The organism is Pseudomonas sp. CIP-10, assembly GCF_020911845.1.
In the GTDB taxonomy this organism is placed as follows: domain Bacteria; phylum Pseudomonadota; class Gammaproteobacteria; order Pseudomonadales; family Pseudomonadaceae; genus Aquipseudomonas; species Aquipseudomonas alloputida.
Genome location: NZ_CP087160.1, coordinates 4,287,570 through 4,314,054, shown reverse-complemented (window position 1 = coordinate 4,314,054; position 26,485 = coordinate 4,287,570). Strand labels below are relative to the sequence as shown.

The window sequence follows — 26,485 nt, the reverse complement described above, 5'->3', positions numbered from 1 at the left end:
GGCGGCCGGTCCACCATCGTTTCATAAAAGATTTTGAGCTCAAGGGCAGGGTAGGGCCGGTGACGCCGTCCCCCGCCTGCCAATACTGGAGAAAGAAAGCATGAGCAACTGGTTAGTCGACAAACTGATCCCTTCGATCATGCGTTCCGAGGTGAAAAAGAGCTCGGTGCCTGAGGGCCTGTGGCACAAGTGCCCGTCCTGCGAGGCCGTGCTGTATCGTCCGGAGCTGGAAAAGACCCTGGATGTCTGCCCCAAGTGCAATCACCACATGCGCATCGGCGCACGTGCGCGCATCGACATCTTCCTTGACGCCGAAGGCCGGGCGGAACTGGGCGCTGACCTGGAACCGGTCGACCGCCTGAAGTTCCGTGATGGCAAGAAGTACAAGGACCGCCTGACCGGCGCGCAGAAGCAGACTGGCGAAAAGGACGCGCTGATCTCCATGAGCGGCACCCTGATGGGCATGCCGATCGTGGTTAGCGCCTTCGAGTTCTCGTTCATGGGCGGCTCCATGGGTGCCATCGTCGGCGAGCGCTTCGTCCGCGCGGCCAACTATGCCCTGGAAAACCGCTGCCCAATGGTTTGCTTCTCCGCTTCGGGCGGTGCGCGCATGCAGGAAGCGCTGATCTCGCTGATGCAGATGGCCAAGACCTCTGCCGTGCTGGCGCGCCTGCGCGAAGAAGGCATCCCGTTCATCTCGGTCCTCACCGACCCGGTGTATGGCGGTGTTTCCGCCAGCCTGGCGATGCTCGGCGACGTCATCGTCGGTGAGCCGAAGGCCCTGATCGGTTTCGCCGGCCCACGCGTGATCGAGCAGACCGTACGCGAGAAGCTGCCTGAAGGCTTCCAGCGCAGCGAGTTCCTGCTGGAGCACGGTGCCATCGACCTGATCATCTCCCGTGGCGAATTGCGCCCGCGTCTGGCCCGCCTGCTGGCGCAGATGACCGGTCAGCAAACGCCGGAAGAAGCGCGTGAGGCGGCTGCCGTCGCGTGATGAAACAACGATCCCTGGGCGAATGGCTCGCCTACCTCGAGCAGTTGCACCCCTCGGCCATCGACATGGGCCTGGAGCGGTCGCAGAAGGTGCTTGCCCGCTTGGCGCTGGGCAAGCTGGCGCCGCGCGTGGTGACAGTAACCGGCACCAACGGCAAGGGTTCGACCTGCGCCTTTGTGGCGTCGTTGCTGCGTGCCCAGGGGCTCAAGGTCGGTGTGTACAGTTCGCCGCACCTGCTACGTTACAACGAGCGGGTGGTGATCGATGGCCAAGAGGCCAGCGATGAGCGCCTGTGCGAAGCCTTCGCCGCCGTCGAGGCGGCGCGGGGCGATATTTCCCTGACCTACTTCGAGATGGGGACGTTGGCCGCGTTCTGGTTGTTCTACCAGTCGCAGCTGGATGCGGTGGTGCTGGAGGTGGGCCTGGGTGGCCGCCTGGATACCGTCAACGTAGTGGATGCCGACTTCGCCCTGGTGACCAGCATCGGTGTCGACCATGTTGATTACCTGGGTGATACCCGCGAGCTGGTGGCCTTCGAGAAGGCTGGCATCTTCCGCCCGGGCAAGCCGGCCCTGTGCGGTGATCTGGATCCGCCCGGGCCGTTGCTGGACAAGGCCGCCGAACTGGCCGCGCCACTGTTCCTGCGTGGTCGGGAATTCGACCTGACCAGCGCCGAAGGCTGCTGGAGCTGGCGTGGTACTGCCGCCGATGGTGCGCAGGTCGAGCTGCGTGACCTGCCTTTGCTAGACCTGCCCATGGAAAACGCCACGCTGGCCTTGCAGGCTTACCTGCTGATGGGGCTGCCGTGGGACGCGGTGCAAGTTCGCCAGGCGTTGCTGGATACCCGTATCACTGGGCGTCTCGACCTCCGTCTGTTGAACTGGCAGGGTAAGCCGGTAGCGTTGCTGCTGGATGTCGGGCATAACCCGCATGCGGCGCAGTACCTGGCCAGGCGCCTGGCGGCCCGGCCGCTCAAGGGGCGCCGCCTCGCGGTGTTTGGCCTGCTCGCCGACAAGGATCTGGAGGGCGTTATCGCGCCGCTGCAGGGCCTCATCGACGACTGGGCGGTGGCGCCGCTGGATACCCCGCGCAGTCGCCCGGCCGCAGAACTGGCCTCGTCCTTGGCGAACCTCGGTGCCACGGTGAAGTCTTATGCCAGCGTCGACGCCGCCCTTGAAGGGCAATGTGCGCAGGCGACGGCGGATGATCAGATCCTGCTGTTCGGTTCGTTTTTCTGTGTCGCCCAGGCGCTGGAATGGCTGGAGCGGCACGCCCAGGAGGGTGGAATAGATGGCTGTGCTGGATAAAGGGATGAAACAGCGCATGGTGGGTGCGCTGGTGCTGGTGGCGCTGGCGGTTATCTTCCTGCCGATGCTGTTTACCCGCGAGGACGAGATGCGCCAGGTGCACGTCGAAGCCCCGCAGGCACCGGCCATGCCCAGCCTACCGGAAGTGAAGGTGGAGCCGGTTGCCGTGCCGGAGCCACAGGTTATTGCGCAGGAGGCGCAGCCGGCGCCGGTGGTGATCGACGAGGCCACTGCGCCGGCGAGTACGCCCAGCCAGCCAATCACCCCGTCGCCGCAGACCCAGGCGCAGGTTCAGCCGCCCAAGCCGCAGGCGCCCGCGCCCGCGCCCAAGGTGGAGGCCAAGGCTGCTGCAACACCAGCGCCTGCCGCGCCATCGAAGATCGACGCCAATGGCCTGCCCGTCAGTTGGTCGATCCAGCTGGCCAGCCTGTCCAACCGCGCCGGTGCCGAAAAGCTGCAGCAAACCCTGCGTAGCCAGGGTTACAACGCCTATATCCGTACGGCGGGTGGCATGAACCGCGTGTACGTGGGGCCGTTGATCGAGCGCGCCGAAGCCGAGCGCGTGCGTGACGCCATCAACCGTCAGAACAGCCTCAAGGGCTTTGTGGTGCGCTTCCAGCCTGAGCGCAGCTGATTCCCCGGGGCGGCTAGGCCGCCCATTCGCGGGTGAGCCCGCGCCTGCAGGTACTGCGCCGCTGCAAGGCTCAGCCAGAACCAGTTGGGGGCGGGTTTGCCTGCCAATGGCCCAACACCAATCCAGCTGACATTCCGCTTACTCCCGGCCCGCCGCTCTGGTAAAATGCGCCGCCTCAAACGTCTGCAGGCAGCACCGTGGCATTTACCTTGGTTGATTGGGCGATCATTGCGATCATCGCCGTCTCCACACTGATCAGTCTCAAGCGCGGCTTCGTCAAGGAGGCCTTGTCCTTGCTCATCTGGATCATTGCCGGTGCGGTTGCCTGGATGTTCGGCGGTTCGCTCTCGGTGTATCTTGAGAGCTATATCCAGACGCCATCGATGCGCGTCATCGCTGGCTGCGCCATTCTTTTCGTCGCCACCTTGCTGGTGGGGGCCATGGTCAACTTCCTTGTCGGTGAGCTGATCCGCGTGACCGGGCTGTCCGGCACCGATCGTTTCCTGGGCATGGCCTTTGGTGCTGCGCGCGGGGCCTTGCTGGTAGTGGTGGCCATAGGCCTGATCAGCCTGGGGCCGGTTCAACAAGACACCTGGTGGCAGGAATCACGCCTGATACCACAATTTCTCTTGGTCGCCGACTGGTCGAAAAACCTGATTCTGGGTTTCACCGGCCAATGGACGCCCAGTGGGCTGATCAGCACTCCGGCTGATCTTCCGTTCAAGGAACAGTTGCTCGGGCCGTCCAAGCCCTGAGCGCTATTCACTCAAGTTTCATCAAAGTAGGGGTTGCGTCGCATGTGTGGCATCGTCGGTATCGTCGGTAAGTCGAACGTCAATCAGGCGCTGTATGACGCGCTTACGGTCCTCCAGCACCGCGGCCAGGACGCTGCCGGTATCGTGACCAGCCATGACGGCCGGTTGTTCCTGCGCAAGGATAATGGCCTGGTGCGCGACGTGTTCCAGCAGCGCCACATGCAGCGCCTGGTTGGCAACATCGGCATCGGCCACGTGCGCTACCCGACTGCGGGCAGCTCGACCTCGGCCGAGGCCCAGCCGTTCTACGTCAACTCGCCTTACGGCATCACCCTGGCTCACAACGGCAACCTGACCAACGTCGAGCAGTTGGCCAAGGAGATCTACGAGTCCGACCTGCGCCACGTCAACACCAACTCCGACTCGGAAGTGCTGCTGAACGTGTTCGCCCATGAGCTGGCGGTGCGCGGCAAGTTGCAGCCGACCGAAGAAGACGTGTTCGCTGCGGTCTCCCATGTGCACAGCCGCTGCGTTGGCGGTTACGCCGTCGTGGCCATGATCACCGGCTATGGCATCGTAGGCTTCCGCGACCCCCATGGCATTCGCCCGGTGGTGTTCGGTCAGCGTCACACCGACGAAGGTGTGGAATACATGATCGCGTCGGAAAGCGTCGCCCTGGACGTGCTCGGCTTCACCCTGATCCGCGACCTGGCACCGGGCGAAGCGGTGTACATCACCGAAGAAGGCCAGTTGTTCACCAAGCAGTGCGCCGAATCGCCAAAGTTGCAGCCGTGCATCTTCGAGCACGTCTACCTGGCGCGCCCGGACTCGATCATCGATGGGGTCTCGGTGTACAAGGCGCGTCTGCGCATGGGTGAAAAGCTGGCCGACAAGATCATGCGCGAGCGCCCCGATCATGATATCGACGTGGTCATCCCGATCCCGGATACCAGTCGCACTGCCGCGCTGGAACTGGCCAACCGGCTGGGCGTCAAGTTCCGCGAAGGTTTCGTCAAGAACCGTTACATCGGCCGTACCTTCATCATGCCCGGCCAGGCCGCGCGCAAGAAGTCGGTGCGTCAGAAGCTCAACGCCATCGAGCTGGAGTTCCGCGGCAAGAATGTGATGCTGGTGGACGACTCGATCGTGCGCGGCACCACCTGCAAGCAGATCATCCAGATGGCCCGCGAAGCTGGCGCCAAGAATGTCTACTTCTGCTCCGCGGCCCCTGCAGTACGCTACCCCAACGTCTACGGCATCGACATGCCGAGTGTTCACGAACTGATCGCCCACAACCGCACCACCGAACAGGTGGGTGAGTTGATTGGCGCCGATTGGCTGGTCTATCAGGACCTGCCAGACCTGATCGATTCGGTCGGCGGCGGCAAGATCAAGATCGAGCAGTTCGATTGCGCGGTGTTCAACGGCGAATACGTCACTGGCGATATCGACGAAGCCTACCTCGACCGCATCGAGCAGGCCCGTAATGACCTGGCCAAGGTCAAGAACCAGGCCGTCAGCGCGATCATCGACCTTTACAACAACTGATTTTGGGAGCGACGGCATGACGGATCAATGGGATGCCGGGCGACTGGACAGTGACCTCGAGGGTGTCGGTTTCGACACCCTGGCGGTTCGCGCTGGTCAAAACCGTACCCCGGAAGGCGAGCACAGCGAAGCGCTGTTCCTGACCTCCAGCTATGTGTTCCGCACGGCAGCCGATGCTGCTGCGCGCTTTGCCGGCGAAACGCCGGGCAACGTCTATTCGCGCTACACCAACCCATCCGTGCGTGCCTTCGAGGAGCGCCTGGCGGCCATGGAAGGTGCCGAGCAGGCCGTGGGTACGTCCACCGGCATGGCGGCGATCCTGGCCGTGGTCATGTCGCTGTGCAGCGCCGGTGACCATGTGCTGGTGTCGCAGAGCGTATTCGGCTCTACCATCAGCCTGTTCGAGAAGTACTTCAAGCGCTTTGGTCTACAGGTGGACTACGTGCCACTGGTCGACCTCACCGGTTGGGAAAAGGCCATCAAGGCCAACACCAAGCTGCTGATCGTCGAATCGCCCTCCAACCCGCTGGCCGAGTTGGTCGATATCACTGCGCTCAGCGAAATCGCCCATGCTCAGGGTGCCATGCTGGTGGTGGACAACTGTTTCAGTACCCCGGCGTTGCAGCAGCCGCTGAAGCTGGGTGCCGACATTGTGTTCCACTCGGCCACCAAGTTCATCGACGGCCAGGGCCGCTGCATGGGCGGTGTGGTTGCCGGCCGTGCCGAGCAAATGAAAGAAGTGGTGGGTTTCCTGCGAACCGCAGGTCCAACCCTCAGCCCGTTCAACGCCTGGATCTTCACCAAGGGCCTGGAAACGCTGCGCCTGCGTATGCGTGCACACTGCGAAAGCGCTCAGGCCCTGGCCGAATGGCTGGAGCAGCAGGACGGCGTGGAAAAGGTGTATTACGCCGGCCTGCCCAGCCACCCGCAGCACGAACTGGCCAAGCGCCAGATGAGCGGTTTTGGTGCAGTGGTCAGCTTCGAGGTCAAGGGTGGCAAAGAGGGCGCGTGGCGTTTCATCGACGCTACCCGAGTGATTTCCATCACTACCAACCTGGGTGACAGCAAAACCACCATCGCTCATCCGGCGACCACCTCACACGGTCGCCTGTCGCCGCAGGAGCGTGAAGCGGCGGGTATCCGCGACAGCCTGATCCGCGTTGCCGTGGGCCTGGAAGACGTGGCCGACCTGCAGGCTGACCTGGCGCGCGGGCTGGCGGCATTGTGATCGAAATCAGCGGCAGCACCCCGGGCCACAATGGCCGGGTAGCCTTGGTCACGGGCGCGGCCCGCGGCATCGGTCTTGGCATTGCCGCATGGCTGATCTGCGAAGGCTGGCAAGTGGTGCTGAGTGATCTGGACCGCCAGCGTGGTACCAAAGTGGCCAAGGCGTTGGGCGACAACGCCTGGTTCATCACCATGGACGTTGCCGACGAGGCCCAGGTCAGTGCCGGCGTGTCCGAAGTACTCGGGCAGTTCGGCCGGCTGGACGCGCTGGTGTGCAATGCGGCCATTGCCAACCCGCACAACCAGACGCTGGAAAGCCTGAGCCTGGCCCAATGGAATCGGGTGCTGGCGGTCAACCTCAGCGGGCCCATGCTGCTGGCCAAGCATTGTGCGCCGTACCTGCGTGCGCACAATGGGGCGATCGTCAACCTGACCTCTACCCGTGCTCGGCAGTCCGAACCCGACACCGAGGCTTACGCGGCAAGCAAGGGCGGCCTGGTGGCTTTGACCCATGCCCTGGCCATGAGCCTGGGCCCGGAGATTCGCGTCAATGCGGTGAGCCCGGGCTGGATCGATGCCCGTGATCCGTCGCAGCGCCGTGCCGAGCCGTTAAGCGAAGCTGACCATGCCCAGCACCCAGCGGGCAGGGTAGGGACTGTGGAAGATGTAGCGGCCATGGTTGCCTGGTTGCTGTCACGCCAGGCGGCATTTGTCACCGGCCAGGAGTTTGTGGTCGATGGCGGCATGACCCGGAAGATGATCTATACCTGAGCACCTTTTTTAAACTGCGCCTGCCTCTTCGCGGGTAAACCCGCTCCTACAACGGTTAATGTCCGACTGTAGGAGCGGGTTTACCCACGAAGAGGCCGGCACAGGCAATAACCTCACGTTGCCTTTTTGAAAAAAATTCAATGGGGCTATTGACTTAGCTTCGCCACCTGCGTAAATTTCGCGGCCTCAGCGAAGCAAACGCAACAAGCAACATCGCGAGGGTGATTAGCTCAGCCGGGAGAGCATCTGCCTTACAAGCAGAGGGTCGGCGGTTCGATCCCGTCATCACCCACCACTTCCTGAGATGTTCCTGGAGCATCGGATTCGCAAGAAGCCGATAGCCAGAGAGGAACGCACTGCGCAGCGGTAGTTCAGTCGGTTAGAATACCGGCCTGTCACGCCGGGGGTCGCGGGTTCGAGTCCCGTCCGCTGCGCCATTTTTCAGTAACAGATGGGTGCCTGGCACCGGTCTGAAGCCACAAGGCACACGCCTTGGGCTGATCCCAGTTTCAATCGGGCGCAAGCCTGAACGATACGCAGCGGTAGTTCAGTCGGTTAGAATACCGGCCTGTCACGCCGGGGGTCGCGGGTTCGAGTCCCGTCCGCTGCGCCATCTTCGCTTCAAGGTCCCTAGAACACCTTGAAGCAAACACAAGAGAAGCGATCGTGTTATCGCTTTTTTTGTGCCTGCCCTGAGGCCATCGCGCCGGAAGGGTAGACCCAGGTTTCAATCGGGCGCAAGCCTGAATGATACGCAGCGGTAGTTCAGTCGGTTAGAATACCGGCCTGTCACGCCGGGGGTCGCGGGTTCGAGTCCCGTCCGCTGCGCCATCTTCGCTTTAAGGCCCCATGAACGCCTTGAAGCAACGTTAAAGCGACCTTCGGGTCGCTTTTTTCGTTGGTGCGCCTGGCAAGTGCCTGCCTTTACCCAGATTTACACCAGCCTGACAGATTCTTCACCGACCAGCGGTTCCTGTGCCTGCCTGCTGTGTTGCACAATAGGCACTTTCCCGACATACCCGGAATTCGCAATGACCAGATCTTCCGTCTTTGGTGCGCTCGGGCTGGCCCTGGTGCTGGCGGGCGTGACCGGTTGTTCCTCGAAAAAAGCGGCCGTCTACGAGCACGAGAACTTCGATGACTCGGGTACCTTCTCGCGCAGCTTTCCGGTGAGCGATGCTGGCTCTTGCGAGGCCGCCCGGCGTGCTTTGCTTAGCCAGGGATACATCATCACCAGCAGCGGCGCCAACCAGGTGGTGGGTAACAAGAGCTTTCAGCAAAACAGCGAGAACCACCTGCAGATCAGCTTCAATGTCACCTGTGCGCCGGACGTGAGCGACGATCAGCGCTCGACCATGTTCGCCAACGCCCTCCAGGACCGCTATGCGCTGAAAAAGTCCAACACCTCCGCCAGCCTGGGCGTGGGGGTGCTGGGTTCGGTGTCGATGCCGATCGGCTCCAGTGACGACTCGATGGTCAAGGTGGCCAGTGAGACGGTGACCGCGGCGCAGTTCTATGACCGCTATTTCGCCTTGGTGGAGAGCTACCTGCCCAAGCCGAAAAAAGTGAGCAAGGCCAAGGTCGAAGAGCCAGCGCCGAAGGTTGAAAAACCGGCGGCTGACCTTGGGCTTCCGGAGCAAGCGGCGGCAAACCCGGTGGCGCCGGCCCCGGCAGCTGCACCGTTGGTTGAGGCGACGCCTGCACCTGCGGGGGTAGCCCCGGCCAGCGAGGCGGCAGCGGCGCCGGTGCTGGATGACAGCCAGGGTTCGCAGCCTGTGGCCCCGCCGGCGGAAGCTGCACCCATTCAGGTGCAGCAGGATGCCCAGCCGGTCGAGGCCGCCGCCCCCTCCCTTTGATGGGGCGCCTGAACCGGCCTTTTCGCCGGCAGCCCGCGAAAGGGCCGGTTCAGGCTGTAAACATCCCCTGTTACAGACGCCTCGCGATAACTTCCTGAACACCTGCTACGTTTACCACTCATAAGCTTGTCATCATCCCTTCATCCCACCTGCTTAGGCTGAAGGCGATACCTACAAAGGCAAAATGAGCAAAGAGGACGCAGGGCAATGGATGAATACCAGGAAGAACTACTCGAAACCCAGGCTTACGAACTGGACACCCCGGAACCGGCCGACGACGCCACCGAACTCTAGCCCGGCTGCCGCTGGCTGCGGCGGAACTCCCCCGGCGTGAGGCCCGTCCAGCGCTTGAATGCGCGCTGGAAGGCCTCGGCCGAAGCAAACCCCAACAGATAGGCAATCTCGCCAAAGGCCAGCGCCGTGTCACGGATGTAGGTCTCGGCCAGGTCGCGCCGTGTTTCGTTGAGCAGGTCGCGAAAACGCGTGCCTTCCTCGGCGAGCTTGCGGCGCAAGGTCCAGGTTGGCAGTTGCAGGTGCAGCGCCACTTCTTCCAGGTCCGGTTCACGGCCGCCATTGAGCAGCGGGCCCAGCAGGTGGGTGATGCGCTCACCCAGGCTGCGCACCCGCGTGCGCTGCAGCAGCTCTGCCTCGCACAGTTGCAGCAGGTGCTGCCAGGTACTTGGGCAATGCCCGGGGTTGGCCAGTTGCAAGGTGGCGCGGTTCAGACGCAGCTGATTGCCGTCGGCGGCGAACTGCACAGGCGTGCTGCAGAGCGGTTGATAGCGCGCGGCATAGGAGGGCGCGGCAAACTCGATGTCCAGGCGTTCGGCCTGCACTGGGGTGCCGGCAAGGTCGGTCAACTGGGCCAGCCAGCCGGCCAGCAGTGAGTCGACCACAAAGCGGTTGTAGTCGTTATACGGGCTGATGGAGTAGAAGCGCAGCCAGGCGCCCTGGGCATCTTCCACAAAGCAGGAATGGCCACGGTAGTTGGCCGCGTAAAGCGGCTCGAAGCGCAGCAGGGTGCGCGCCGCCTCACCCAAGGTGGGGGCCTGGGCCGCGGTGACCCCGGCCAGGCCAGCATGCGCCAGACGGCTCAGGCGCCCCATACGCAGGCCTAGAGCAGCCTCGCCGCTCATTTCGATTGCCGCGTGGCCCAGATGCATGTAGCGGGGGATGGACAGGCGTGCGCCGGCTTCGCCCAGGCGTGTCGCGTCCAGGCCGTAGCGGCGCAGCAATGGTTCAGGGTCGTGGCCCAGCTCGCGCAGGGCTTCGCTCAAAGGCTGGACAAAACCCACCGACAGTTCGCCCAGGCGCACGCGGGGGCGGGCCATGGGCTTACAGCCACACATTCAGCAGGCGGGCACCTGGGCTGGGAGGGGCGGCAAGCAACGCTCCCGACTGGCGGGCAAAGCCCTGGCCATCGCTGCCCTGTTCCCAGAACTGCCCGCGCATGAACACGCTCATACTGCTGATGTCGGTTCCGGCCACTTCGGTCAGGCGTTGCCAAGCCGCCTGTTCACTGACTTCGCCGCGCTGCAAGGCCAGCCCGGCGCTGGCATCCTGGTGGCGATTTCCCCGCCAGGGTGCTTGCCAGCTGCCCTTGCCACTGAGAAACGCTGGGTTGGCGATCAGTTGTACGGCTTGTTCAGTCAGTTGCTGGTGGTTTTCCGGGTACCAGCTGTCACTGCCCACCAGTATCCCCAGGCGCCCGGCCGGGGTCTGCACGACCTGCAGCGGGTGCTGGCGGCCGTCGTGGACGTAGCGGCGCATTTCACTGTCGGGATATTGCTGACGCTGGGGCTGCCCCAGTAGCGAGCCGTCACCGGCAAACACCACACTGCTGTTGAACAGCGGGCCACGGCCGGTATGCAGTACGCCTTGTTTCACATAAGGTTCGGGCAGCACGATCGAACCGGCCACCAAGGTGACGCCAAATTCCTTGGCCAGGCCGCCGAACAGCTGCTGGTAGTCTGCGGCCATCTGCTCGGCCTTCATGCGCAAGTGCGCATCGGCGCGCCAGTCGTCGCCGTCAGCGCCAAGAACCGCGAGGCCATAGCGCAGCGGGTTGCTCAGTTCCAGCCATTGTTGGGCTTCGCGGCTCTGGGTAACTTGATACAGCTCGCTCTTCTCTCCGCGCGCCCACAGCCAGGTACCGATGTGTTCCGGCAGCACGACCACCGTGCGCGGGTTCACCAGGCCTTGGGCGCGGGCTTGCTCCAGATAGGCTGCGAGCTTGCGGTGCAGGCGTTGCAAGTTCTGATAGTCGCCCGGGTACAGCAGTGGTTCGACACCGAGCAGGTTGCCGTGCTCGCCCGGGACGCCATGGTTAAGCGCCAGTTCGATGCGCAGGTCGGACAGGTAGTGGCCTTCCGGGCGCTGTTGGGTCCAGAAGCCATAGCCGCAGAGGGCGGCGATCATCACCAGCGCCAGGGCGCTTGCCAGGAGTTTTCGCATCAAGCGTGGGTATTCGCTAAAAGTGGAGTGGCCATACGGAACGATGAAGCCGCAACCTCGCGCCTTGTGATCGGTTTGAGCAGCGCACTGCATGGATCCATGCACAATCGACTTTTGATCATACCAAAGGAATGGCGATGGGCGTGCAAGGAACCCCGGGCGTTGAGGCCCGGGGTTGTGTTGGCAGGGTCAGGCGGCCAGCGTCGCCAGGGCGAGACGTTTGTCCTGGATGCAGAATTTCTCGAGCAACTTCAGCGAGCCACCGAATATCAGCGCACCGGAGTAGGTGATGTCGGTCAGGACAAAGGCATCCGGTTCACTGAATGGCCATTTGACCTGGTTCGCCGCCACCTTGACCATGGGCGCTATGGACGGAATGTTGTTGGTTACACCACCCGCCACCACGCGCTCGATGATCACGTGGATGACGATACTGACAATGGCCACCACCAACGCTGCGATGATGCCGACGATCAACGCCATCACCTTGCCGCCCACACCACCCGCCACGGCGGTGGCCACGGCGGCAATCGCGCCTAGAATGGCTTCGGTGACGACCACCCAGGTGGCGATGTCTGTCGTGTTTTGGACATCCGGGTCTCCGACCATGGCATATACCATCACCTGTTCGCCCTTGTCGTTGACGCCCAGTTGCAGCGTCTGCTTGGTGACGATACGGGTATAGGCCACGATACCCGGTGAGATATCGGTGCGTACCTTGCATTCTGTGCGGATATAGGACTCGTCGAAGTTGATATCGAACTTTTCGGCCACGGGATGATAGGTGATGGCCCCAAACTTGACGCTGTCGAGCTTCAGGTCGTTGGCAGTGATGGATGTGCCCGCTGAATCCAGGGTGAAGTTGGCCGCGGTGGTACCCTCGAAGATGAACGGCAATGCCGCCAGCAACTGGTACTTGACGAAGATCTCCCGGCTGATGAGGAAGTTGGCATTGTTGTCCGCAGCCAGCATCACGGCAGGCAACTGGTTCGGCAAACCCGTGGAGTCACGCTCGTTGGTCATGGCCAGCACCCCGAAGATGCTGCTTTCCTCAGTGTTCTTGTCGGTATAGGCATAGCTCATGGAGGTGGCGCGCAGCCATTTGAATTCCTCGCTTTCCTTGCCCATGTTGTTGATCAGTACGGTACTGAACAGGGTGTCGAACTTCTTCAGGTTCTCGGGCTGGTTCAGCCAGTCTTCGAGTACGCCGCGCATCACGCTCTGGTCAATGCCGCTCAAGACGTTGTTCGGGTCCCTCAGGGCAATCACCGCAGCGATCGGGTCATCCGGGTCCGTTGCCTGGGTGTTGACTTGCAGTTCATACGTCCCGTCTGAAGCCGATACTGGATTGGGCGCCGGGAAGTAGCTGAGCTTGACGTAGACATCCGCAGACATTCCCTGGACCTGGTAGGTTTTGCCATTCAGGCCTTTGTATGTCCCCGAGCCGAAGGGGATGCGTACCTTGACGTTGCGTCCGTCGCCGCCGGTGGTAATCGACCAGGCGTCGAAGTCGGCCTTGAGCGAGAAGCTGTCGACCCCGGCGTCTATGCTGGCGGGGTAGGTTTTTTCCAGGGCAATGCGCTGGTTGAGCGCAGAGACCCGGCAGATGCTCACGGTATCCCAGCCATTGGTCGTGACCGTACTGGCCAGTGTTCCGGCATTGGTCAGTAGCTGCGCGGCGCGCAAGGTGTCTTCGGAACTGTGTACAAACGCCGCGTTGCGGTACAGGGGCGATTCGCGCAGGGTCTGGCGCGCGGTTTCATTGAGGTGATCGAGGCGCAGCGAGATGGGTTGGGCAAACCCGGACAGCATGACCTTGCTTTCATTGCTCATGATACGGCTCCTTGTGTTGGTGGGGTCACACGTAGTTGATGACAAGGGCCTCGGCGAGGTAGCTCGACGAAGCGGTATGGGTGTCGTTGCTCCAGGACACGCAATCGATGGTGTCGGCCTTGACCGAGCCGCCGCGCGCGGCGATGGCGCTGATCAGGTCATCGGAGATCACAGCGGCGACGATGTGGGTGATCAGGCTGACGATGGGCGAGAGCCAGGCCAGGTACCAGGGAATATGCACTTCCTTTCTGAAGTCGGATGATTGCTTGACGAAGTTGATGGTGTTGCCATCGAGCACCAGCTTCATCCTCAGCCAGCCGTTCCACTTCATGTCGATACCTGCGTGCAGGTCACAGTTGCCCTGATAGTCGACGGTGATGAAGTCACCGAGCATTCGTGCAGGGTTGCAACCGGCGAAGACAACGGGGGTGTACCAGATCGCCCCTGATTTGATGGCCTTCATGCGCAAGGTCGGTATGTTGACCATTTGCGTATTGTCGAAGCGGTAGTCCTGCGCCGTGGCACCCTGGTAAAGCTGAAGCAGCCCGGGCAGTACCAGATGCTCCAGGACCATGCGTGGAGACAGCACGTAGCTCGACTGTCCACCCTGGCTGATGCCCGACACATCGATATCCAGTGGCAGCCCACTGATGTCGCGTTCGGTACATACGGCCATGATCGCCAGGAAACCTGAATCGAGGTACGCATAGGTACATTTTCGCGGTCTGGCCCATTCCGGGGCAGTGGCTTTGCTGAAGTTGATGGTCGCGAAGGTATGGGTGAACTGTCGGGGATGCTCGACCAGGTAGTTGCAGATGCAGTCCAACACCACGGAGGCGAAAGGACCTAGTGAACCGTCGGGGTCTTGCAGGGTGATGCCGCGCAGCCAGCCGCCTTCGTCGCCCTGCAGGGGTTGAGTGTCTCCGGCCTTGTGCAGGAAGGCCGACTTCAACTGCACCTGGCCGTTGCCTTGTGGCAACAGCGACAGGGTGACCTCGATGATGGCAGCCGCGCCGGCCAGCGAGCGGCTGGTGCCACTGGCCTCGAAAAAACCTGAACGTATAGGCATGCGCAGGCGCAGCAAGCGACCGCCGCCACCGTTGATGATCGACCAGCAGTCGAACACCCCGTGGCAGGCGTAGCCTTCATCCGAGGTATAGGAAAATTCGTGGTCGAGGCTGTTCCAGCTGGCTGCCAGGTCACTGTTCACGCTGCCCTGGCGAACGATGCTGATGGTGTCCCATCCTTTTGTCAGCATGAGCGAACCCTCCGGGCGCACTGAGTAGGCGCCACGTTCCATGGGTGGATGATCAAACGTGCTTGAAGAGTCTGGCAGAGCCGCGTTGTCTGGCAAATGCGCGAGGAGACTGTTTGGCGATCAAGCCAGGCGAACCTTATAGCGCTGAAGTTCTGGAGCCTTCCCGGCAGTCGCTGCCTCTACTGTTCATCACGATCATTAACTTGTCAGTTTTGATCATTGAGGCAATTCAAACGGCTGTTTAATGTCGCAGACAGACAAACGACGGGGCCCGCCACCCAGTGAGGTGCCCGCAATCCGTGATCACGCCATCAGGGGACCTTTCCATGGCCGCCGACCGCTACCCGCACCTGCTTGCCCCGCTGGACCTGGGCTTTACCACCTTGCGCAATCGCACCCTGATGGGCTCGATGCACACTGGCCTCGAAGAGCGCCCCGGCGGCTTCGAGCGCATGGCTGCATACTTTGCCGAGCGCGCCCGCGGTGGCGTTGGCCTGATGGTCACTGGCGGCATTGCGCCCAATGATGAAGGCGGGGTGTATTCCGGTGCGGCAAAGCTCAGCACCGAGGAAGAGGCCGACAAGCACCGCATCGTCACCGAGGCGGTGCACGCTGCCGGTGGCAAGATCTGCCTGCAGATCCTGCATGCCGGGCGCTACGCCTACAGCCCACGCCAGGTGGCACCTAGCGCGATCCAGGCGCCGATCAACCCGTTCAAGCCCAAGGCGCTGGACGAGGAGGGTATCGAGAAGCAGATTGCCGACTTCGTCAATTGTGCCGTGCTGGCCCAGCGTGCCGGTTACGACGGTGTCGAGATCATGGGTTCGGAAGGCTACTTCATCAACCAGTTCCTCGCCGCCCACACCAACCACCGCACCGACCGCTGGGGCGGCAGTTATGAAAACCGCATGCGCCTGGCAGTGGAAATCGTCAGCCGGGTGCGTGGCGCGGTAGGGCCGAACTTCATCATCATCTTCCGCCTGTCGATGCTCGACCTGGTCGAGGGTGGCAGCACCTGGGACGAGATCGAGTTGCTGGCCAAGGCCATCGAGCAGGCCGGCGCTACCTTGATCAACACCGGAATCGGTTGGCACGAGGCGCGTATTCCGACCATCGCCACCAAAGTGCCGCGTGCGGCCTTCAGCAAAGTCACCGCCAAGTTGCGGGGCGTGGTGAGCATTCCACTGATCACCACCAACCGCATCAACACCCCGGAGGTGGCCGAGGCGGTGCTGGCCGAGGGCGATGCGGACATGGTCTCGATGGCCCGACCGTTTCTCGCCGACCCGGACTTCGTCAACAAGGCCGCTGCCGGTCGCGCGGATGAAATCAACACCTGCATCGGCTGCAACCAGGCCTGCCTGGACCACACCTTCGGCGGCAAACTGACCAGTTGCCTGGTCAACCCGCGTGCCTGCCACGAGACCGAACTCAACTACCTGCCTGTACGTACGGTGAAGCGCATTGCCGTGGTCGGCGCCGGCCCGGCTGGCCTGGCGGCGGCCACCGTGGCGGCCGAGCGGGGCCACGCGGTGACCCTGTTTGACGCCGCCAGCGAAATCGGTGGCCAGTTCAACGTGGCCAAGCGGGTGCCGGGCAAGGAAGAATTCTTCGAAACGCTGCGTTACTTCCGCAACAAGGTCAAAAGCACGGGCGTCGACCTGCACCTGAATACCCGCGTGGATGTGCAGGCACTGGTGGGCGGCGGCTTTGATGAAATCATCCTGGCTACCGGCATCGCCCCGCGTACCCCGGCCATTGCGGGCGTGGAGCATGCCAAGGTGCTCAGCTACCTGGACGTGCTGCTCGAGCGCAAGCCTGTGGGCAAGTCGGTGGCCGTGATTGGCGCGGGAGGTATCGGCTTCGATGTGTCCGAGTACCTGGTACATGAGGGCGTGGCCACCAGCCAGGACCGAGCGGCATTCTGGAAAGAGTGGGGCATCGATACCCACCTTCAGGCGCGAGGTGGTGTGGCCGGGATCAAGGCCGAGCCGCATGCCCCGGCGCGGCAGGTGTACCTGTTGCAGCGCAAGAAATCCAAGGTGGGTGACGGGCTCGGCAAGACGACCGGCTGGATTCACCGCACCGGGTTGAAGAACAAGGGGGTGCAGATGCTCAACAGCGTCGAGTATCTGGCTATCGACGATGCCGGCCTGCACATTCGTGTGGACGGCGGCGAGCCGCAGGTGCTGGCGGTGGATAACGTGGTGATCTGTGCCGGGCAAGATCCGCTGCGCGAGCTGCAGGAAGGGCTGGTGGCGGCGGGGCAGTCGGTGCACCTGATTGGTGGCGCGGATGTGGCGGCCGAGCTGGATGCCAAGCGGGCGATCAACCAAGGCTCGCGGTTGGCGGCTGAGCTCTGAGGTCGTTGGGGCTGCGTGAACCCGACACCTGCGCCTTAATCTATGGGTATGCCCGCGAAACAGGTGACGCGGTGGATGGCACCGGCTTTGCCGGTGTTCGCGGGTGAACCCGCTCCTACGACGGCCTGTGCCGGGGTATCGATGCCTGTGTCGAGCCACCCTGGCACTGTGAAGCCTCGGCGGGGGTGACTCATCGATTACAAGCGCTTACGGGATTACCCTGTACACTGCGATCCATGCATGTATTCGACCTCCCCCCAGCCCCCCTGCAGTTTCTGGACTTGCCCTGGCTGCGGCAAGCCCAGGTCCAGGCCGCCACTCTGCGCCTGGACCTGATTGACCCGCTGATCAGCGGCAACAAGTGGTTCAAGCTACGCCACCACCTGCAACAGGCCGGCGCCAGCCATGCTCCAGGCCTGATCAGCCTTGGCGGCAACCACTCCAACCATCTGCACGCCTTGGCCGCTGCCGGCAAGCGTTTCGGCTTCGCCACCGTCGGCCTGTTACGCGGCCATGCCCAGGACACGCCAACCGTGCGTGACCTGCAGGCGCTGGGCATGGAACTGCATTGGCTAGGCTACGGCGGCTACCGTGCGCGTAATGAGCCAGGCTTTTGGGTTTCCTGGCAGGCGCGCTACCCAGGCTGGCACTGCATCCCCGAAGGGGGCGGCGGGCTGGCCGGTGCGCAGGGCTGCGCGCTGATCATGCAGCAGGCGCGCGCGCAAATCTCGGCCTTGGGGTGGTCAGACTACGACGCCTGGTGGTTGGCTGCCGGAACGGGGACTACCTTGGCCGGGCTGGTAATGGCGGAGGCAGGGGCGCATGCCGTGCACGGCGCCTTGGCCGTACCCAGGGATCATGGGGTGCCGGAGACGGTGGCAGCATTGGCCGGCACGCACGGCTACCAGCTACACGACGCCTGCCGTGGCGGTTTCGGAAAATTCGACGATGCGCTACTGACGTTCATCGCCGACTGCGAGCAGCACACTGACGTGCCGCTCGAAGCCCTCTATACCGGCAAGGCTCTGCTGGCCTTGCGTGATCAGGTCGCTGCCGGGCTGTTCAAGCCCGGCAGCCGCCTGATCTTCGTGCACACAGGCGGCCTGCAGGGGCGACGCGGTTACTTGTAAGGCAGCATGCGCAACAGCGTGTTGTCGCGCTGCACATAGTGATGGTAAAGCCCGGCCAGTGCATGCAGGCCGATCAGCCAGTAGCCCCAGCTGCCAATACGCTCATGCCAGCCTTTGATGAACTTGGCCTGGTCCGGGTTCGGGCCGATCAGATGGGGCAGCTCCAGGCCAAAGAACGGCACCGGTTTGTCGGCGGCGCTGAGGATCAGCCAGCCGGCCAGCGGCAGGCCGATCATCATCAGGTACAGTGCCAGGTGCATCAGGTGCGCCAGGCCAGTCTGCCAGGCCGGTGGTTTTGGCACGATGGGCGGCGTCGGGCGGCTCAGGCGCATGGCCAGGCGCAGCCAGACCAGCACGAACACGCTGAGCCCGAGCATGAAGTGCAGGTCCTTCATCAGGTTGCGTTCGACGCTGTCCTTGGGGAACAGGCCACGCAGTTCGATGAGTGCATAGACAGCGGCCAGCAGCACCAGCATCAGCCAATGCAGGGCGATGGACAGGCGCGCGTAATGGGTCGCGGGGTTGGATGAAACCATGATCGGTCCTCGTCATCAGGTCGGAAAGGCGCTCTTGCTGGCGCTCAGGCACCATTGTAATGGTTACCAGAAACGAATCTTTGCGCTGGGTCTGTGAAAATTGTGTTGCCAGCCACCGGCCTCTTCGCGGGCGGGCCCGCGAAGGGGCCGGAACAGGCGACATCAGTTACCGGGCAGATACGGCCAGTCATCAGCCACCAGAAACACCCGCTCTGCCTCCTGCCAGGCGCCCTCGGCATCAGGCACCAGTCGTACCAGCAACTGCGCCGGTGCCTGCTGCTCCAGCACATGCAGCCACGCCGCAAACTGCTCCGCCTGCCAGCACTCACCTGACGCCACCCTAGCCGGCGCCAGCCAGGCATGCCGCTGCAGCGGCTGCCAACGCTCGCCTTCGGCCATCACCCAGTCCCGCCGACGAAGCCAGCGCCCGCGCAAATGTTGCGGGTTGGCGCCCTCCGGCGACTCGGCATGCCCAGGCCGTGGATAGAACAGGTAACCACCCAGCCACATTTGCGCCTGCACCTGCTCCACCCCTAGCTGGGCCAGCGCCTGACGGCTGTGCGCCCCCTTGGACATGGGCAACTGGTGCCCCGCCAGGTGCGCAAGCTTGGTCCCCAGCCGGTCATGGCAACCTGGCCCCAGCCAGGCATGGGGATCGTGCCCGGCGCCTTCCGGGCCCAGGTACAGCTTGATCGCCAGTTCCAGGTGGTGCACGCCGTCGCAGTCGCGCAACACCACGTCGAGCTCGCCCAAGGTGCGCCCGCCGTCGCGAATCGCCAGGTTGGCGGCCAGCAGCTCGATGCCTGGCGCCTGGCCCAGGGCAAATTGCCACAGGCGTTCGTAGTAATGCCCCAGGCGCCGGCTGCCCAATTGCGCCAGCCACTCGCGCAACGGTCGGTCATCGGCATCCAGGGCCCGCAACCATTGTTCAAGGCGTTGTGGCTGCTGCGCCCACAGGCTGCCCGCCAGCGGGTGTCGCTGGGGGCAGGGCGGGGCGCTGAGCAGGGGCGGCGACAACAGGGCCCATGCCAGGTCACGCACGGTAGAGTGCTGCAGTTGTCGGGGCAGGTCGTGAAGCTGGGCGAATGGCGTCATCCTGCGAGCATAGCCGGTTTGCCGCTGCCCGGTGGTTTCGCCCATAATCGGCGCATCGTCACCCGCCGCAGAGCCTCGCAGGAGCCCCATGGAGCAATTTCGCAATATCGGTATCATCGGTCGCCTTGGCAGCTCGCAGGTGCTCGACACCATTCGCCGACTGAAAAAATTCCTCCTCGATCGCCACCTGCACGTGATCCTCGAGGACACCATTGCCGAAGTGCTGCCCGGTCATGGCTTGCAGACGTCCACCCGCAAGCTGCTGGGCGAGGTCTGCGACCTGGTCATCGTGGTCGGCGGCGACGGCAGCCTGCTGGGCGCTGCCCGCGCGCTGGCCCGGCACAACATTCCGGTGCTGGGTATCAACCGTGGCAACCTGGGTTTTCTCACCGACATCCGCCCCGACGAGCTGGAACAGAAGGTCGCCGAAGTGCTCGACGGCCACTACCTGGTAGAAAACCGTTTCCTGCTGCAGGCCGAGGTGCGTCGCCACCATGAGGCCATCGGCCAGGGCGATGCGCTGAACGACGTGGTGCTGCACCCAGGCAAGTCCACGCGCATGATCGAGTTCGAGATCTACATTGACGGCCAGTTCGTCTGCAGCCAGAAGGCCGACGGCCTGATCGTCGCCACCCCCACCGGCTCCACCGCCTATGCGCTGTCGGCCGGTGGCCCGATCATGCACCCCAAGCTCGATGCCATCGTCATCGTGCCGATGTACCCGCACACCTTGTCGGGTCGGCCGATCGTGGTTGACGGCAACAGCGAGCTGAAGATCGTGGTGTCCAAGGACCTGCAGATCTACCCGCAGGTGTCCTGTGACGGCCAGAACCACTTCACGTGCGCCCCAGGCGACACCATCACGGTCAGCAAAAAGCCGCAAAAGCTGCGCCTGATCCACCCGCTGGACCACAATTACTACGAGGTCTGCCGCACCAAACTGGGTTGGGGCAGCCGCCTGGGGAGCAGTGACGACTGATGCTCGATCCGGCGCGAAGTTTTGACATCATCGGCGACGTGCACGGCTGTGCACTGACCCTTGAACGCCTGCTCGACGCCCTCGGATACAAGCGCGTGGCTGGCGTGTGGCGCCACCCGCGACGTCAGGCGCTGTTCCTTGGCGACATCGTCGACCGCGGGCCACGCATTCGTGAGGCGCTGCACATCGTCCACGACATGGTCGAAGCCGGCCAGGCGTTCTGCATCATGGGCAACCACGAATACAATGCCCTGGGCTGGGTCACCCCGGCGCTGCCTGGCAGCGGCAAGGCCTATGTCCGCGAACACACGCCGCGGCATGCCCGGCTGATCGACGAAACCCTGACCCAGTTTGCCCAACACCCCGGCGATTGGCACGATTTCGTCAACTGGTTCTACCAGCTGCCGCTGTTCATCGACGCAGGGCGCTTCCGTCTGGTGCACGCCTGCTGGGACCCGCGGCTGATCGAGCCGCTGCGCCGGCAATACCCCGACGGACGCATCGATGAGCACTTCATCCAGGCCTCGGCGGTCAGTGGCAGTTTTGCCGACACGGTGTGCAACCGCCTGTTGCGTGGTACCGACATGCGCCTGCCGGACGGGCTGACGCTGACCGGCGGCGACGGCCTGACCCGCGCGTTCTTCCGCACCAAGTTCTGGGAAGAAGACCCGAAAACCTACGGTGACATCGTGTTCCAGCCCGATGCCCTGCCCGAGGAAGTGGCCAGCACCCCGCTCAGCCACAGCCAGAAGAACGCCTTGCTGCGCTATGACGAAGACCAGCCGATGCTGTTCGTCGGGCATTACTGGCGCAGCGGCCGCCCGGCACCGATCCGCGCCAACCTGGCCTGCCTGGACTACAGCGCCGTGCTCTACGGCAAGCTGGTCGCCTACCGGCTGGATGATGAAACCCGTATCGACCCACACAAGTTCGTCTGGGTCGACGTCGACCGCCCACAGGCCAACCAATGAACATTATCGAAGTGATGCGCCTGCCGCTGTCGGTCGACCTCAGCGGCTTCGTCCACCTGTTGCAACGCCTGCAGGTGCCGCACCGGGTCAGCGAGGAGGGTGATGCCCAGGTTCTCTGGGCTCCCGACACCCTGGCCGAAGATGTGCTGCAGCTTTACCAGCGCTACCCCGACGGCAACGCCGACCTGCCGGCCAGCGCCGACCCTGTAGGGGCGGGTTCACCCGCGAATGCCCCCACACAGCCTTCTCTGGCAGCCCAGGCCAAGGCCTGCAAAATCACCACCCTCATCCTGCTGCTGTGCTTCATCGTCGCCGGCCTTACGGGGCTTGGTGACAACTTCACCACCATCAGCTGGTTCACCTTCCTCGACTTCCGTGTCCAGGGCGACTACCTGTACTTCACCTCGCTGGCGCAAACCCTGGATGACGGCCAGTGGTGGCGCCTGGTATCGCCCATGCTGCTGCATTTCGGCGTGCTGCACCTGGCCATGAACAGCCTGTGGTACTGGGAGCTGGGCAAACGCATCGAACTGCGCCAGGGCCCGTGGGCGTTGCTGGGCCTGACCCTGCTGTTCAGCCTGGTGTCCAACCTGGCCCAGCACTACACGAGTGGGCCGAGCTTGTTTGGCGGTCTGTCCGGCGTGCTGTACGGCCTGCTCGGGCATATCTGGCTGTACCAGTGGCTGGCGCCTGACCGTTACTTCAACCTGCCCAAGGGCGTGCTGGTGATGATGCTGATCTGGCTGGTGGTATGCCTGACCGGCGTGGTCGGCACGCTCGGCCTTGGCCAGATCGCCAATGCCGCCCACGTCGGCGGGCTGCTCATCGGATGCCTGACCGGGCTCTTGGGTGGGGCGCTGGCCCGGCGTAAACTGTCGGCTTGAATCAGGAGACACTATGTCCACTTTCGCGCAAATGATTGAAAACATTACCCCGGAAATCTACCAGAGCCTGAAACTGGCCGTGGAAATCGGCAAATGGTCCGATGGCCGCAAGCTCACCGCCGAGCAGAAAGAGCTGTCGCTGCAGGCGGTCATCGCCTGGGAGATGAAGAACCTGCCTGAAGACCAGCGCACCGGCTACATGGGCCCGCAGGAGTGCGCGTCGAAGTCCGCGCCCATCGCCAACATTCTGTTCAAGTCGGACTCGGTACATTGATCGAACTCGCACGTGGCTCGTTGAGCAAGATGGCGGTAAGCCTGCAGGCACCGGTGGTGCAGTACAGCTTCCGCCTGGATGACACGCAGGTGCCGGTCAACCCCATGATCGGCCAGCGCCTGCGCCTGGAATACCTCGGCGCCATTCATTGCAGCCATTGCGGCAAGCGCACCAAGACCAGCTTCAGCCAGGGTTACTGCTACCCGTGCATGACCAAGCTGGCCCAGTGCGATGTGTGCATCATGGCCCCGGAAAAATGCCACTACGACGCCGGCACCTGCCGGGAGCCGTCGTGGGGCGAACAGTTCTGCATGACCGACCACGTCGTCTACCTGGCCAATTCGTCGGGGATCAAGGTCGGCATCACCCGTGCCACCCAGCTGCCCACCCGCTGGCTCGACCAGGGCGCCAGCCAGGCGTTGCCGATCATGCGCGTGGCCACCCGGCAGCAATCGGGCCTGGTTGAAGACGTGCTGCGCAGCCAGGTGCCGGACCGTACCAACTGGCGCACGCTGCTCAAGGGCGATGCCGAGGTGCTCGACCTGCCGGCCATCCGGGAGCAGGTCTTCGAAGCCTGCGCCGACGGCCTGCGCGAACTGCAGGGGCGCTTTGGCCTGCAGGCGATCCAGCCGCTGCCGGACGCCGAAGTGGTGCAGATGAACTACCCGGTCGAGGCGTACCCGAAGAAGATTGTCAGCTTCAACCTCGACAAGGACCCGGTGGCCGAGGGCACGCTGCTGGGCATCAAGGGCCAGTACCTGATCTTCGACACCGGTGTGATCAATATTCGCAAGTACACGGCCTACCAGTTGGCCGTGCTCCAGTAAAAAGGACCTGCACATGCGTACCGAACAACCGCAAGTGATCTACCTCAAGGATTACCAGGCGCCGGAGTACCTGATCGACGAGACGCACCTGACCTTCGAGCTGTTCGAGGACCACACGCTGGTTCACGCGCAACTGGTCATGCGCCGCAACCCGGCACGCGGTGCCGGCCTGCCGCCACTGGAACTCGATGGCCAGCAGCTGGAACTGCTGCGCGCCTCCCTGGATGACCAGGAATTGCAGCCAGGCGACTACCGGCTCGACGCCGACAGCCTGACCATTCAGCCCAAGGCCGAGCGTTTCACCCTCGACACCAGCGTGAAGATCCACCCGGAAAGCAACACCGCCCTGGAAGGCCTGTACAAGTCGGGCAAGATGTTCTGCACCCAGTGCGAGGCCGAGGGCTTCCGCAAGATCACCTACTACCTCGACCGCCCGGACGTGATGAGCACCTTCACCACCACGGTCATCGCCGAGCAGCATCGCTACCCGGTCTTGCTGTCGAACGGCAACCCGATCGGCAGCGGGCCGGCCGAAGACGGCCGCCACTGGGCGACCTGGGAAGACCCGTTCATGAAGCCGGCCTACCTGTTCGCCCTGGTGGCCGGTGACCTGTGGTGCGTTGAAGACAGCTTCACCCGCCAGTCCGGCCGTGAGGTGACCCTGCGCATCTACGTCGAGCCCGAGAACATCGACAAGTGTGACCACGCCATGGTCAGCCTGAAAAAGTCCATGCGCTGGGACGAAGAAGTCTATGGCCGCGAGTACGACCTGGACATCTTCATGATTGTTGCGGTCAATGACTTCAACATGGGCGCCATGGAAAACAAGGGCCTGAACATCTTCAACTCCAGCTGTGTGCTGGCCCGCGCCGAAACCGCCACCGATGCTGCGCACCAGCGCGTCGAAGGGGTGGTCGCTCACGAGTACTTCCACAACTGGTCGGGCAACCGTGTCACCTGCCGTGACTGGTTCCAGCTGTCGCTGAAGGAAGGCTTCACGGTGTTCCGCGATGCCGAGTTCAGTGCCGACATGAACTCGCGCACGGTCAAGCGCATCGAAGACGTCGCCTACCTGCGCACCCACCAGTTCGCCGAAGACGCCGGCCCCATGGCCCACCCGGTGCGCCCGGACAGCTTCATCGAAATCTCCAACTTCTACACCCTGACCGTCTACGAGAAGGGCGCCGAAGTGGTGCGCATGGTCCGTACCCTGCTGGGTACCGAAGGCTTCCGTAAAGGCAGTGACCTGTACTTTGAACGTCACGATGGCCAGGCGGTAACCACCGACGACTTCATCAAGGCCATGGAAGACGCCAACGGCGTCGACTTTACCCAGTTCAAGCGCTGGTACAGCCAGGCGGGTACCCCGCGTCTGGAGGTCAGCGAGGCGTATGACGCCGCCGCGCAGACCTACAGCCTGACGTTCCGCCAGAGCTGCCCGCAGACCCCGGACAAGGCCGAGAAACTGCCGTTCGTGATCCCGGTGGAACTCGGCCTGCTGGATGCCGCCGGCAATGACCTGCCGCTGCAGTTGGCGGGCGAAGACGCCGCTCAAGGGACCAGCCGCGTGTTGTCGGTGACCGAGGCCGAGCAAACCTTCACCTTCCAGGGCATTCAGGCCAAGCCGCTGCCGTCGCTGCTGCGTGGCTTCAGCGCCCCGGTGAAGCTGAGCTTCCCGTATGACCGCGACCAGCTGATGTTCCTGATGCAGCACGACAGCGACGGCTTCAACCGCTGGGAAGCGGGCCAGCAGCTGTCGGTGCAGGTACTGCAGGAACTGATCGGCCAGCATCAACGCGGTGAAGCCCTGAAGCTCGACCAGCGCCTGATCACCGCCCTGGGCACTGTGCTGGGCAACGAATCGCTGGACCCGGCCATGGTGGCCGAAATGCTCTCGCTGCCAGGTGAGGCGTACCTTACCGAGATCAGCCAGGTGGCCGACGTCGACGCCATCCACGCCGCCCGCGAGTTCGCACGCCAGCAGATCGCCGAACACTTGTTCGACGCCCTGTGGGCGCGTTACCAGGCCAACCGTGCAGTGTCGCGCAGTACTGCCTATGTGGCCGAGGCCAAGCACTTTGCCCGCCGCAGCCTGCAGAACATTGCCCTGTCGTACCTGATGCAGAGTGGTAAGCAACAGGTGCTGGAGGCGACCCTGGAGCAGTTCGAGCACTGCGACAACATGACCGAGCGCCTTACCGCGCTGGCGGTACTGGTCAACTCGCCGTTCGAGGCCGAGCGCGCCAAAGCGCTGGCGGCGTTTGCCGAGCACTTCAAGGACAACCCGTTGGTCATGGACCAATGGTTCAGCGTGCAGGCGGCCAGCACGCTGCCGGGTGGGCTGACGCGGGTCAAGGCATTGATGCAGCACCCGGCCTTCACCCTGAAGAACCCGAACAAGGTGCGTGCGCTGATCGGTGCCTTTGCCGGGCAGAACCTGGTCAACTTCCATGCTGCCGATGGCTCCGGGTATCGCTTCCTGGCGGACCTGGTGATCGAGCTGAATGCGCTGAATCCGCAGATTGCCTCGCGGCAACTGGCGCCGCTGACCCGCTGGCGCAAGTATGACGATGCGCGTCAGGCGCTGATGAAGGGTGAGCTGGAGCGGATTCTGGTTTCGGGTGAGTTGTCCAGTGATGTGTATGAGGTTGTGAGCAAGAGTCTGGCGTAATTGTTGTGAATTGGGGCTGCTTTGCAGCCCTTCGCGGGTGAACCCGCTCCTACAGGGGGCGTAACCTTGTAGGAGCGGGTTTACCCGCGAAGGGCCGCCCAGCGGCCCCGGCTTTCCC

At 63.2% G+C, this 26,485-nt stretch carries 22 protein-coding genes and 4 tRNA genes; 20 read left to right on the top strand and 6 right to left on the bottom strand.

The annotated features are described in order from the left end of the window. The first annotated feature begins 100 nt into the window (after nucleotides 1-100). The 12 genes from accD (at nucleotide 101) to LMH93_RS19405 (ending at nucleotide 9,092) form a co-directional block, all read left to right on the top strand. A complete protein-coding gene (gene accD, locus LMH93_RS19460; protein ID WP_003247202.1) occupies nucleotides 101-994 on the top strand; it encodes an acetyl-CoA carboxylase, carboxyltransferase subunit beta in 894 nt (297 codons plus the stop codon). Beyond that, nucleotides 994-2,301: a bifunctional tetrahydrofolate synthase/dihydrofolate synthase gene (gene folC, locus LMH93_RS19455; protein WP_003247203.1), complete on the top strand. Its 1,308-nt coding sequence runs from the start codon at nucleotides 994-996 to the stop codon at nucleotides 2,299-2,301. Before accD ends, folC begins: the two co-directional genes overlap by 1 nt. Then, nucleotides 2,285-2,935 carry an SPOR domain-containing protein gene (locus LMH93_RS19450; protein ID WP_054889705.1) on the top strand — a complete coding sequence of 217 codons (651 nt, stop codon included), beginning with the start codon at nucleotides 2,285-2,287 and terminating at the stop codon, nucleotides 2,933-2,935. The genes folC and LMH93_RS19450 overlap by 17 nt, the downstream gene beginning before the upstream one ends. A 197-nt stretch (nucleotides 2,936-3,132) precedes the next feature. Further along, nucleotides 3,133-3,690: a CvpA family protein gene (locus LMH93_RS19445; protein WP_003247206.1), complete on the top strand. Its 558-nt coding sequence runs from the start codon at nucleotides 3,133-3,135 to the stop codon at nucleotides 3,688-3,690. Between the two features lie 42 nt (nucleotides 3,691-3,732). Beyond that, nucleotides 3,733-5,238 carry an amidophosphoribosyltransferase gene (gene purF, locus LMH93_RS19440; RefSeq protein ID WP_003247207.1) on the top strand — a complete coding sequence of 502 codons (1,506 nt, stop codon included), beginning with the start codon at nucleotides 3,733-3,735 and terminating at the stop codon, nucleotides 5,236-5,238. 16 nt (nucleotides 5,239-5,254) lie between these two features. Then, the gene (locus tag LMH93_RS19435) at nucleotides 5,255-6,466 is read left to right on the top strand and encodes an O-succinylhomoserine sulfhydrylase (protein WP_230064470.1); all 1,212 of its coding nucleotides are present in this window, start codon (nucleotides 5,255-5,257) and stop codon (nucleotides 6,464-6,466) included. Beyond that, complete coding sequence (locus LMH93_RS19430; RefSeq protein ID WP_185280106.1) at nucleotides 6,463-7,236, top strand: SDR family oxidoreductase; 774 nt, start codon at nucleotides 6,463-6,465, stop codon at nucleotides 7,234-7,236. The genes LMH93_RS19435 and LMH93_RS19430 overlap by 4 nt, the downstream gene beginning before the upstream one ends. Nucleotides 7,237-7,455: 219 nt before the next feature. After that, nucleotides 7,456-7,531, top strand: a tRNA-Val gene (locus LMH93_RS19425). Nucleotides 7,532-7,596: 65 nt separating this feature from the next. Beyond that, a tRNA-Asp gene (locus LMH93_RS19420) sits at nucleotides 7,597-7,673 on the top strand. A 99-nt stretch (nucleotides 7,674-7,772) separates the two neighbouring features. Further along, a tRNA-Asp gene (locus tag LMH93_RS19415) sits at nucleotides 7,773-7,849 on the top strand. Between the two features lie 141 nt (nucleotides 7,850-7,990). Then, nucleotides 7,991-8,067: transfer RNA gene (locus LMH93_RS19410), tRNA-Asp, on the top strand. A gap of 200 nt (nucleotides 8,068-8,267) precedes the next feature. After that, nucleotides 8,268-9,092 (top strand): DUF2242 domain-containing protein, encoded by an 825-nt coding sequence (locus LMH93_RS19405; protein ID WP_004574902.1) that lies wholly within the window; start codon nucleotides 8,268-8,270, stop codon nucleotides 9,090-9,092. Between the two features lie 290 nt (nucleotides 9,093-9,382). Here the strand turns inward: LMH93_RS19405 and LMH93_RS19400 are convergent, their stop codons facing one another. The 4 genes from LMH93_RS19400 to LMH93_RS19385 form a co-directional block, all read right to left on the bottom strand. Beyond that, the gene (locus LMH93_RS19400) at nucleotides 9,383-10,423 is read right to left on the bottom strand and encodes an AraC family transcriptional regulator (protein WP_230064469.1); all 1,041 of its coding nucleotides are present in this window, start codon (nucleotides 10,421-10,423) and stop codon (nucleotides 9,383-9,385) included. A gap of 4 nt (nucleotides 10,424-10,427) precedes the next feature. Then, nucleotides 10,428-11,546 (bottom strand): nitrilase-related carbon-nitrogen hydrolase, encoded by a 1,119-nt coding sequence (locus LMH93_RS19395; RefSeq protein WP_003247213.1) that lies wholly within the window; start codon nucleotides 11,544-11,546, stop codon nucleotides 10,428-10,430. Nucleotides 11,547-11,735: 189 nt separating this feature from the next. Continuing rightward, nucleotides 11,736-13,379: a TULIP family P47-like protein gene (locus LMH93_RS19390; RefSeq protein WP_003247214.1), complete on the bottom strand. Its 1,644-nt coding sequence runs from the start codon at nucleotides 13,377-13,379 to the stop codon at nucleotides 11,736-11,738. 25 nt (nucleotides 13,380-13,404) lie between these two features. After that, the gene (locus tag LMH93_RS19385; RefSeq protein ID WP_230064468.1) at nucleotides 13,405-14,637 is read right to left on the bottom strand and encodes a TULIP family P47-like protein; all 1,233 of its coding nucleotides are present in this window, start codon (nucleotides 14,635-14,637) and stop codon (nucleotides 13,405-13,407) included. A gap of 326 nt (nucleotides 14,638-14,963) precedes the next feature. Between LMH93_RS19385 and LMH93_RS19380 the strand changes: the two genes are divergently transcribed. After that, a complete protein-coding gene (locus LMH93_RS19380; protein WP_230064467.1) occupies nucleotides 14,964-17,000 on the top strand; it encodes an NADPH-dependent 2,4-dienoyl-CoA reductase in 2,037 nt (678 codons plus the stop codon). 236 nt (nucleotides 17,001-17,236) lie between these two features. Next, complete coding sequence (locus tag LMH93_RS19375; protein WP_019752186.1) at nucleotides 17,237-18,130, top strand: 1-aminocyclopropane-1-carboxylate deaminase/D-cysteine desulfhydrase; 894 nt, start codon at nucleotides 17,237-17,239, stop codon at nucleotides 18,128-18,130. Here LMH93_RS19375 and LMH93_RS19370 read toward each other — a convergent pair. Next, nucleotides 18,121-18,666, bottom strand: a complete 546-nt coding sequence (locus LMH93_RS19370; RefSeq protein ID WP_003247218.1) for a cytochrome b — start codon at nucleotides 18,664-18,666, stop codon at nucleotides 18,121-18,123. The two genes, LMH93_RS19375 and LMH93_RS19370, sit on opposite strands and share 10 nt — an antisense overlap. Nucleotides 18,667-18,828: 162 nt before the next feature. Continuing rightward, on the bottom strand, nucleotides 18,829-19,851 hold the full coding sequence (locus tag LMH93_RS19365) for a DUF1853 family protein (protein ID WP_047604542.1): 1,023 nt from the start codon (nucleotides 19,849-19,851) through the stop codon (nucleotides 18,829-18,831). On the opposite strand from LMH93_RS19365, the gene LMH93_RS19360 reads away from it, so the two are divergent. The 6 genes from LMH93_RS19360 to pepN are packed head-to-tail and all read left to right on the top strand — an operon-like array spanning nucleotide 19,850 to nucleotide 26,367. Continuing rightward, nucleotides 19,850-20,740 carry an NAD(+) kinase gene (locus LMH93_RS19360; RefSeq protein ID WP_003247220.1) on the top strand — a complete coding sequence of 297 codons (891 nt, stop codon included), beginning with the start codon at nucleotides 19,850-19,852 and terminating at the stop codon, nucleotides 20,738-20,740. The genes LMH93_RS19365 and LMH93_RS19360 overlap by 2 nt on opposite strands. After that, nucleotides 20,740-21,711, top strand: coding sequence for a metallophosphoesterase (locus LMH93_RS19355; RefSeq protein WP_003247221.1), 972 nt, complete (start codon nucleotides 20,740-20,742; stop codon nucleotides 21,709-21,711). The genes LMH93_RS19360 and LMH93_RS19355 overlap by 1 nt, the downstream gene beginning before the upstream one ends. Continuing rightward, nucleotides 21,708-22,595 (top strand): rhomboid family intramembrane serine protease, encoded by an 888-nt coding sequence (locus tag LMH93_RS19350; protein ID WP_003247223.1) that lies wholly within the window; start codon nucleotides 21,708-21,710, stop codon nucleotides 22,593-22,595. Before LMH93_RS19355 ends, LMH93_RS19350 begins: the two co-directional genes overlap by 4 nt. 13 nt (nucleotides 22,596-22,608) lie before the next feature. After that, nucleotides 22,609-22,869 (top strand): YeaC family protein, encoded by a 261-nt coding sequence (locus LMH93_RS19345; protein WP_003247224.1) that lies wholly within the window; start codon nucleotides 22,609-22,611, stop codon nucleotides 22,867-22,869. Continuing rightward, nucleotides 22,866-23,696, top strand: coding sequence for a DUF2797 domain-containing protein (locus tag LMH93_RS19340; RefSeq protein WP_070096347.1), 831 nt, complete (start codon nucleotides 22,866-22,868; stop codon nucleotides 23,694-23,696). Before LMH93_RS19345 ends, LMH93_RS19340 begins: the two co-directional genes overlap by 4 nt. Nucleotides 23,697-23,709: 13 nt before the next feature. Beyond that, on the top strand, nucleotides 23,710-26,367 hold the full coding sequence (pepN, locus tag LMH93_RS19335) for an aminopeptidase N (protein WP_230064466.1): 2,658 nt from the start codon (nucleotides 23,710-23,712) through the stop codon (nucleotides 26,365-26,367). Nucleotides 26,368-26,485: the final 118 nt, after the last annotated feature.

What these genes read in the sequence shown, in the direction of transcription:
- LMH93_RS19355 (WP_003247221.1), top strand. Translation starts at nt 20,740, where the DNA reads ATGCTCGATCCGGCGCGAAGTTTTGACATCATCGGCGACGTGCACGGC.
- folC (WP_003247203.1), top strand. Translation starts at nt 994, where the DNA reads ATGAAACAACGATCCCTGGGCGAATGGCTCGCCTACCTCGAGCAGTTG.
- LMH93_RS19350 (WP_003247223.1), top strand. Translation starts at nt 21,708, where the DNA reads ATGAACATTATCGAAGTGATGCGCCTGCCGCTGTCGGTCGACCTCAGC.
- LMH93_RS19390 (WP_003247214.1), bottom strand. Translation starts at nt 13,379, where the DNA reads ATGAGCAATGAAAGCAAGGTCATGCTGTCCGGGTTTGCCCAACCCATC.
- LMH93_RS19395 (WP_003247213.1), bottom strand. Translation starts at nt 11,546, where the DNA reads ATGCGAAAACTCCTGGCAAGCGCCCTGGCGCTGGTGATGATCGCCGCC.
- pepN (WP_230064466.1), top strand. Translation starts at nt 23,710, where the DNA reads ATGCGTACCGAACAACCGCAAGTGATCTACCTCAAGGATTACCAGGCG.
- accD (WP_003247202.1), top strand. Translation starts at nt 101, where the DNA reads ATGAGCAACTGGTTAGTCGACAAACTGATCCCTTCGATCATGCGTTCC.
- purF (WP_003247207.1), top strand. Translation starts at nt 3,733, where the DNA reads ATGTGTGGCATCGTCGGTATCGTCGGTAAGTCGAACGTCAATCAGGCG.
- LMH93_RS19360 (WP_003247220.1), top strand. Translation starts at nt 19,850, where the DNA reads ATGGAGCAATTTCGCAATATCGGTATCATCGGTCGCCTTGGCAGCTCG.
- LMH93_RS19405 (WP_004574902.1), top strand. Translation starts at nt 8,268, where the DNA reads ATGACCAGATCTTCCGTCTTTGGTGCGCTCGGGCTGGCCCTGGTGCTG.
- LMH93_RS19435 (WP_230064470.1), top strand. Translation starts at nt 5,255, where the DNA reads ATGACGGATCAATGGGATGCCGGGCGACTGGACAGTGACCTCGAGGGT.
- LMH93_RS19380 (WP_230064467.1), top strand. Translation starts at nt 14,964, where the DNA reads ATGGCCGCCGACCGCTACCCGCACCTGCTTGCCCCGCTGGACCTGGGC.
- LMH93_RS19345 (WP_003247224.1), top strand. Translation starts at nt 22,609, where the DNA reads ATGTCCACTTTCGCGCAAATGATTGAAAACATTACCCCGGAAATCTAC.
- LMH93_RS19385 (WP_230064468.1), bottom strand. Translation starts at nt 14,637, where the DNA reads ATGCTGACAAAAGGATGGGACACCATCAGCATCGTTCGCCAGGGCAGC.
- LMH93_RS19365 (WP_047604542.1), bottom strand. Translation starts at nt 19,851, where the DNA reads ATGGGGCTCCTGCGAGGCTCTGCGGCGGGTGACGATGCGCCGATTATG.
- LMH93_RS19375 (WP_019752186.1), top strand. Translation starts at nt 17,237, where the DNA reads ATGCATGTATTCGACCTCCCCCCAGCCCCCCTGCAGTTTCTGGACTTG.
- LMH93_RS19450 (WP_054889705.1), top strand. Translation starts at nt 2,285, where the DNA reads ATGGCTGTGCTGGATAAAGGGATGAAACAGCGCATGGTGGGTGCGCTG.
- LMH93_RS19400 (WP_230064469.1), bottom strand. Translation starts at nt 10,423, where the DNA reads ATGGCCCGCCCCCGCGTGCGCCTGGGCGAACTGTCGGTGGGTTTTGTC.
- LMH93_RS19370 (WP_003247218.1), bottom strand. Translation starts at nt 18,666, where the DNA reads ATGGTTTCATCCAACCCCGCGACCCATTACGCGCGCCTGTCCATCGCC.